Source organism: uncultured Nitratireductor sp., assembly GCF_913053745.1.
Classification (GTDB): Bacteria; Pseudomonadota; Alphaproteobacteria; order Rhizobiales; family Rhizobiaceae; genus Nitratireductor.
The window spans coordinates 1-5,700 of sequence record NZ_CAJXGF010000220.1; the positions used below are offsets into that span (position 1 = coordinate 1).

The 5,700-nt window shown below is 62.8% G+C and carries 3 protein-coding genes and 1 pseudogene; 2 read left to right on the forward strand and 2 right to left on the reverse strand.

Annotated elements, in window-relative coordinates; all coding sequences use genetic code 11:
* A pseudogene (locus QZ638_RS22250) lies at positions 1–349 on the forward strand (AcrB/AcrD/AcrF family protein); the annotation flags it as partial.
* Between the two features lie 130 nt (positions 350–479).
* Positions 480–638 (forward strand): DUF3309 family protein, encoded by a 159-nt coding sequence (locus QZ638_RS22255; protein WP_295814684.1) that lies wholly within the window; start codon positions 480–482, stop codon positions 636–638.
* A 59-nt stretch (positions 639–697) separates the two neighbouring features.
* Here QZ638_RS22255 and QZ638_RS22260 read toward each other — a convergent pair whose 3' ends face one another.
* Positions 698–1,870 (reverse strand): MFS transporter, encoded by a 1,173-nt coding sequence (locus QZ638_RS22260; protein WP_295814687.1) that lies wholly within the window; start codon positions 1,868–1,870, stop codon positions 698–700.
* A 91-nt stretch (positions 1,871–1,961) separates the two neighbouring features.
* On the reverse strand, positions 1,962–5,429 hold the full coding sequence (pyc, locus tag QZ638_RS22265; protein WP_295814689.1) for a pyruvate carboxylase: 3,468 nt from the start codon (positions 5,427–5,429) through the stop codon (positions 1,962–1,964).
* Positions 5,430–5,700 lie beyond the last annotated feature (271 nt).

The following is a 5,700-nucleotide window of genomic DNA, read 5'->3' on the forward strand; positions in this document are numbered from 1 at the left end:
ACGGGCACGTCCGGTGATGCTGACGGCGATATCCGCCGTTCTGGGCGTGTTGCCCATTGCCTTCGGGCTCGGTCTCGAATTGTCCCACCGCGAGGTGACCATCGGTGCCCCGTCGACGCAATGGTGGATCTCGCTGTCGGGCGCCATAGTCTACGGCCTTACCTTCGCAACGGCGCTGACGCTGATCGTCACCCCCTCCGCGCTGATGGTGTTTACCCGCGAAACGCTACCCGCCGGCCAGAAGCGCCGCAGTCTTTTCGCAAGACTGTTCCGGCGCAAGCGGAAGGACGAGAAAGCGGCCGAGAATCCCGACGTTCCGGACGAACCGTTCCCGAAACCGGCCGAATAGACAGGCCGGCCAAACAGGACGAAGGGCCGGTGCGCCGCTCAGGCGCACCGGCCCTTTTGCGTTTCAAGGGAACCACCGGGGTCGCCAAAGCGTTGAAAAGCACTGCTTTCGAGACAGCGAGGAGAACGTAATGTCGCTCGGGACAATCCTCATTATCATTTTGGTCCTAATCCTGCTCGGGGCCATACCCGCATGGCCGCACTCCCGCGGGTGGGGCTATGGACCGTCAGGCATTCTTGGCCTGGTCCTGGTCATCCTCCTCATCCTGATGCTGATGGGCAGGATCTGAAGCAATTCCGCAATCGGGCGTGATTCCCCGATTGCGGAGAGACACCGAGGTCGGCCGGGTCAGCTTGCCGGCTGCATGGCTATGGTATCGGCGGAGCGCACGAGATTCGCCATCGACAGCACCAGAGCCAGAAGAACCGAAAACGCGATGAAAATCGGCGCAAAACCTGTGCGCTCGGCAACGAAGCCGACAAGCGACGGAGCCACCAACATACCCGAATAGCCGATTGTCGTCGCCACGCTCATGCCCGCACCCGGCGAGAGGCCCGGCTGATTGCCCGCCGCCGAAAAAACGATGGGCACCATATTGGCGATGCCCATGCCGCTGAACGCAAAAGCGATGGTGGCCAGGATGGGCGAAGGGGCGAGCCCTGCTCCGAGCATCCCGACAGTCGCGACAATCCCCGAATAGCGCAGCGTGCGCACCGCGCCGAAGCGATTGCGCAGCCGGTCGCCGGCAAAACGCATCAGCGCCATCGCGCCGGAGAACGCCGTGAAGGCCAGGCTCGCCTCGGCGATGCCCGCTCCCATTTCCTGCCGCAGATAGAGTGCCGCCCAATCGAGCACGGCACCTTCCGGCAGCATGCAGAACAACGCTATCAAACCCGTGACATAGACCATGGGATTGCGTGGCAGGCGTGCGCGAGCGCCGCCCTCCTGCCCGGCAACGGGACGGGCCTCGACGATCAGAAACGGCACGGTGGCAAGCGCGATCGCGAACGCGAACGCGATCACCATGCCGGCATGCGCCATATAGCCGTAGCGCTCAAGCAGAAGCCCGCCGGTTCCGGCGCCGACAAAGCCGCCGAGGCTCCAGAAACCGTGCGAGGAAGACATCACCGCGCGGCCGAGCGCGCGCTCCACCGCGACGGCATTGGCGTTCATGGAGATGTCCATCGCCCCCAGAAACGCGCCGAAGAAAATCAACGCCGCAACCATTTGCCAGACTTGTGTCGCCGCGACGAGCCCCGCGAAGGAAAGGGCGCATACGAGTGCCGCGATACGCAGCACGGCACGAGAACCAAAGTGGCCGATCAGATAGCCGCAAAGCGGCATCACCGACACCGCGCCGCAGCCGAAAACGAGGATAAGAAGGCCAAGTGCCGTTTCGCTCAAGTCGAAACGGGACGCCACGACGGGAATCTGCGGCGCCCAGCTGCCCACCATGAACCCATTGACGAAGAAGCAGGCCGCCATGGCCCAGCGTCCGAGGGACGCGTTCTGGAAAGACATAACGGGCTCCCAAGAAAACGGCGCGACAGGAATATTGCCCCCGATCGCGCCGCATTTAAATCGGTTTAATCGACCCCGTCAATCCTCACCCTCAATCGCCATTTTCGAACACGACGAGAAGATCCTTGGCATCGATCTGGTCGCCAGCCTTCACCAGAACCTCGGCAATGGTGCCATCGCGCTCGGCGTGCAGGGCCGTTTCCATCTTCATGGCCTCGATCGACAGGAGCACATCGCCCGACGTCACGGTCTGGCCGGGCGTCACGGCGAGCGTGGAAACCACACCCGGCATGGGAGCGCCCACATGGGCCTCGTTCGCGGTCTCTGCCTTGCGGCGGGCAGCGGACGCGGAGGCGCCGTGCACGCGGTCCGGCACCTTGACGCGGCGTGGCTGACCGTTGAGTTCGAAGAAGACCGTGACCATGCCCTTCTCGTCCACATCGCCGACGGCAAGGCAGCGGATGATGAGCGTCTTGCCGCGCTCGATATCGACAAAGATCTCGTCCTCCGGCTCCATTCCGTAGAAGTAGACCGGCGTGGGCAAAACGCTCACCGGACCGTAGTCTTCCGAAGCTGCGGCAAAATCGGTGAAGACCTTGGGGTACATCAGCCATGAGGAGAACTCGAACTCGCTGACCGCGCGACCGAGTTTCTCTTCCAACGCCTTACGGTCTTCTTCCAGATTGGCCGGTTCGAGCAACGACCCTGGACGCACGTCGATCGGCTTGTTGTCCTTCAGCACCTTTTTCTGAAGGTCCTGCGGCCAACCGGCCGGCGGCTGGCCGAGATCGCCATGCAGCATGGAGATGACCGAATCGGGAAAGGCGATGTCCTTTTTCGGGTCTTCGACATCGGCGACGGACAGATCCTGCGAGACCATCATCAACGCCATGTCGCCCACTACCTTGGAGGATGGCGTCACTTTCACGATGTCGCCGAACATCATGTTGACGTCGTGATAGGCACGCGCAACCTCGTGCCATCGGGTCTCAAGCCCCAGCGAGCGAGCCTGTTCCTTGAGATTGGTGAACTGGCCCCCCGGCATCTCGTGCAGATAGACCTCGGAAGCCGGTCCCTTCAGATCGCTCTCGAAGGCAGCGTACTGGTTGCGCACGGCTTCCCAGTAGAAGGAAATGCGCCGCACCCATTCGCGGTCGAGACCGGTGTCGCGGGCATCGCCCTTGAGGGCTTCGACAATGGAGCCGAGGCAGGGCTGCGAGGTGTTGCCGGAGAGCGCGTCCATCGCCGCATCCACCGCGTCGACTCCGCTTTCAACGGCGGCAAGCACAGTGGCGGCGGAAATGCCGGAGGTGTCATGCGTGTGGAAGTGGAGCGGCAGGTCGGTCGCCTCGCGCAGCGCCTTGAACAGAACGCGTGCCGCCCCCGGTTTCAGGAGGCCAGCCATGTCCTTGATGGCGAGGATGTTGGCGCCGGCAGCTTCAAGCTCCTTGGCCAAACCCACGTAATATTTGAGATCGTACTTGGCACGCTCCGGATCGAGAATGTCGCCCGTATAACAGATCGTGGCTTCACAGAGCTTGCCCTCGGAGCGCACCGCATCCATCGCCACACGCATGTTCTCCACCCAGTTGAGGCAATCGAACACGCGAAAGAGATCGATGCCGCCCGCGGCCGCCTGTTTGACGAAATGCTGCACCACATTGTCGGGATAGTTGGTGTAGCCGACACCGTTCGCACCGCGCAGCAACATCTGAAGGAGCAGGTTCGGCGCGGCTTCGCGGATGCGCGAAAGCCGCTCCCACGGATCTTCCGTCAGGAAGCGCATGGCCACATCGAACGTCGCCCCGCCCCAGCACTCCAGCGACAGGAGTTCAGGCAGCGCGCGGGCATAAACGCCGGCGATGCGCGCCATATCGAAGGTGCGCATGCGGGTCGCGAGCAGCGACTGATGCGCATCGCGCATGGTCGTGTCGGTGACGAGAACGCGCTCCTGTTCGCGCATCCATCCGGCGAAGCCCTCGGGACCCCGCGCCTCGAGGATCTGCCTGGTTCCATCCGGCACCGGCATATCGACATAAGGCACGTGCGGAGCGGCGGCCTCTGCATTGGGCAGCGCGCGCCCACGTGCCTCGGGATGACCATTGACGGTCACGTCAGCCAGATAGTTGAGAAGTTTGGTGGCGCGGTCCTGCCGCTTCATCTGGGTGAAAAGTTCCGGTGTCTCGTCGATGAAGCGTGTCGTATAGGAGGCATCGCGAAACTGCGGATGGCTGATGATCGCCTCGAGGAACGTAAGATTTGTGGCCACACCGCGAATGCGGAACTCCCGCAGCGCACGGTCCATGCGTGCGATCGCCTCATCCGGCGTCGGCGCCCAGGCGGTCACCTTTTCCAGAAGCGGATCGTAGAATCGCGTGATCACGGCACCGGAATAGGCCGTGCCGCCGTCGAGCCGGATGCCGAAGCCGGTCGCGCCGCGATAAGCGGGGATGCGACCGTAATCGGGAATGAAGTTCTGCTCCGGATCCTCGGTGGTGATCCGGCATTGAAGCGCATCGCCATTGAGACGAATGTCGGCCTGAGCGGGGACGCCCGATGCCTTGTCGCCGATCCTGTTGCCTTCAAGGATGTGAATCTGCGCCTTGACGATGTCGACGCCGGTGACTTCCTCGGTGACCGTGTGCTCCACCTGGATACGCGGATTGACCTCGATGAAGTAGAACGCGCCGGTGTCGGCGTCCATGAGGAACTCGACCGTACCGGCGCCGATGTAATCCGTCGCCTGGGCGATCTTCAGCGCGTAGCCGCAAAGCTCGGCACGCTTCTCGTCGTCGAGATAAGGCGCCGGCGCACGCTCGACGACTTTCTGATTCCGGCGCTGAATGGAACAGTCGCGCTCGAACAGGTGCACGGTGTTGCCATGCGTATCGCCCAGAACCTGCACCTCGACGTGACGAGCCCGCTCAACCAGCTTCTCAAGATAGACTTCGTCTTTGCCGAAGGCGGCCTTTGCCTCGCGCTTGGCCTCGACGACCTCACCCTCCAATTCGTCACGGCTGCGGATAACGCGCATGCCGCGCCCGCCTCCGCCCCATGACGCCTTGAGCATGACCGGGAATCCGACTTCTTCGGCCATTTCGGCGACCCTGGCCATATCGTCGGGCAGCGGCTCGGTGGCCGGAACGACCGGCACGCCAACCTCGACAGCCAGATTGCGGGCGGCCACCTTGTTGCCGAGGCGGCGCATGGTCTCCGGCTTCGGCCCGATGAAGACGATGCCGTTTTCCGCGCAAGCCTCGGCAAATTCGGGGCTCTCCGACAGGAGACCGTAGCCTGGATGAATGGCATCCGCGCCGGACAATTTTGCGACGCGGATCACCTCGTCGATCGACAGATAGCTTTCGATGGGGCCGAGATCGCGCTCCAGATGCGGGCCGCGCCCGACCTGATAGGATTCGTCCGCCTTGAACCGGTGCAGGGAGTATTTGTCCTCCTCGGCCCAGATCGCCACCGTTCGGATGTCGAGTTCATTGGCTGCGCGAAAGACGCGGATAGCGATTTCAGAACGGTTGGCGACGAGGATCTTTTTAATCTGCACTGGCAAAAGCTCCGGAAAGAGAAAGTGGTGCGGGATTGCCTGGCGCGAAACTCCCCTCCCGCGCCAAAACGACGCGGTATGATTAGCGTGGACAATGCTGCGGTGCAAACTTTCTCGATGCGGCGGGGGTTTTGCGAATGACGTCCGCGTTGCGGCTTTGCCGCCAGAACGAGGACAGGGCCGGACATCTCAACACAAACGCCTCCGCTCCCGCGCGGCTTCGCCGCCGGGTCTGTACAGGTTCGGGAAGACGGGCGGCCGAAGCGTCGCG